We start from the raw sequence: 2209 nt of genomic DNA on the forward strand, positions 1-2209 counted from the left end.
GGCATAAGAAATAGAAACTTGCTTGCGAGCGCGTTGCAATCCGTAGGTTGGCAAATGAACACGTGTAGTTCGTGATCAGATCCAGTTCTGATCTAGGCGAGTAATTAGCTTAATAAATGGTGACCTGAGGGTGGTTATGATGGGGAATGCCGGTAAGTGCTGCGTCCTAATACCTTACTATAACGCGGGCGATTCGTTGTTGGAGACCATCCACTCTGTCGAGGCCGGTTCGCTGGCGCCGGACGTCATCGTCGTGGATGACGGCAGTAGAGTCGAACGGAAAGCGGTCAATATCTTGGAGAAATATTCAGGCGCGCTGAAAATAAGATTGATTGAGTTGGATGAGAATCAGGGGATCGAACATGCCTTGAATCGCGGTCTCATTGATCTCGGTACATCTTACAAGTATGTTGCCAGGCTGGACTGTGGTGACCGTTGCAAGAACGATCGACTCAGAAAGCAAGTTGAGTTCTTGGACTCACATATGGATTACCATCTTGTCGGAAGTTGGGTTGATTTCGTCGATTTGGAAGGGAAACTGTTATACACCCTCAAGCACCCATCGGATTTTGCGTCGATCAAAAAGATGATGTTTCTAAATCCGACCTTTACGCATCCGGCAGTAATGTTTAGGAGTTCTTTACTTGCCACGTCTGGCTTGTATCCGGTTGATAAGCCAGCAGCGGAAGATTACGCATTTTTCTTCAAGATTATCCAAAACCATAAAGCGTCAAATCTGAACGAAAGCTTGGTAGACTGCCTAATTAGTCCGGCGGGGATATCCAATATGCGGCGGAGAATTCAGATCAAGAGCAGAATAAAAATTATATTGGAAAATTTCGAAGTTAATCCGTACGCATTTTATGGCCTGATTAGGTCAATTTTGCTTTTCTGCACGCCGAGAGGATTCACAGTAACCCTGCGCCGCGCGATGCGGAAGTTACAGTGACTAGGCAGCGAAGGAATATTATTTCAACGATTCGCTCCGGCTCGAATTTTCGAGCCTTGACATATATTGAGCGGTGAAGTTGCAACTGGAACGATGCCATGATCGCAATTATCGTTGACTCTCTGGAGCGCGTCCAATTCTTCAAGAGATTGGTTCTCCCTCTGTCGGACCGGTACGGCTTCATTTTTCTGACTTCTGAGCCAATCGCTCATCTTCGGATCCGTGCCGCGAAGCAGAGGTCATTCTACTTTCGCAGAAGTTGTGGCGAGGCTCGCTACCTGCGGGAGGACGACGTACTGACGTCGATCGAGCATTTAAACGATGATTTGCCGTTCCAGCAACTGATGCAGGACTACAGCATCATATACGGCAAGACGCGAGAGCTATTCGAGAAACTCGGTGTGGTGAAGTGTGCGATGTGGAATGGGCAGCAGATGCTTGGCAGAGCGGCGACGCGGGTCTGTCAGGAGATGGATATCGATACAGTATTTCTGGAGATATCAAATCTACCAGACAAGCTGTTTTCAGACTCAGAGGGTGTAAATGCGCTTTCAAGCATCAGCCGAGACCCGTCACTACTCGACGTTTTGCCCGATGCTGACCTTGAGGATCATCGTCGATGGTTCAAAAAATACGAGGAATATAAGCGCCTCCCCCCACCTCAATCTAATGTGAGGGTCGCGGCAAAAATAGCTTCTGGCTTGAATTATCTGGCTAAATTGGGGACAAATGGCGTTCTTCAAAGGAAGGTAAAAGGGTTAAGGCTTCGTAGCGCCGCATCCGTCACGGCAGCCAACGAGAATATGGATGTGGAAAGGTTAAAAGAAACGGAGTACATTTTTCTTCCGTTGCAAGTGAGTGGGGATACTCAGCTAAAGCTCCATTCCGAAGTGGGTAATGTGGAAGCGATACGGATTGCTGTCGAGAAAGCACGGGAGTTGGGGTGCATCCTGCTTGTCAAGCCGCACCCGGCCGAATTCAATTTAAACGAAATAGAGACTATTAAGGTGATGGCTCACCAACTTGGATTTCGTATTGTTGGGGGCAACACGACGATTTTGATTAAGTACGCGCGTTGCGTTATGACGATTAACTCGACAATTGGCCTCGAGGCACATCTGTACGGAAAGTCCGTAATATGTCTTGGTCGAAGCTATTACAGAGATTTCGATGAGGTGCAGGTGCGGAAATTTGTGCACCGGTACCTGGTTGACGGTATCGACTACTTTTCGCGTATGCCGATCTCCCGAACGGCCGCAG

2 protein-coding genes are annotated in these 2209 nt (G+C 48.1%); both read left to right on the forward strand.

Translation table 11 applies throughout. The annotated features are described in order from the left end of the window. The first annotated feature begins 139 nt into the window (after positions 1-139). Positions 140-949, forward strand: a complete 810-nt coding sequence (locus AC1DO7_RS40990) for a glycosyltransferase (RefSeq protein WP_441614358.1) — start codon at positions 140-142, stop codon at positions 947-949. Between the two features lie 98 nt (positions 950-1047). Continuing rightward, a partial coding sequence (locus AC1DO7_RS40995; RefSeq protein ID WP_477117547.1) for a capsular polysaccharide export protein, LipB/KpsS family occupies positions 1048-2209 on the forward strand: 1162 nt, incomplete at its 3' end.

The organism is Cupriavidus sp. 05N40 (assembly GCF_056397305.1).

Coding starts and splice junctions, on each gene's coding strand:
- AC1DO7_RS40990 (WP_441614358.1), top strand. CDS start 140: ATGGGGAATGCCGGTAAGTGCTGCGTCCTAATACCTTACTATAACGCG.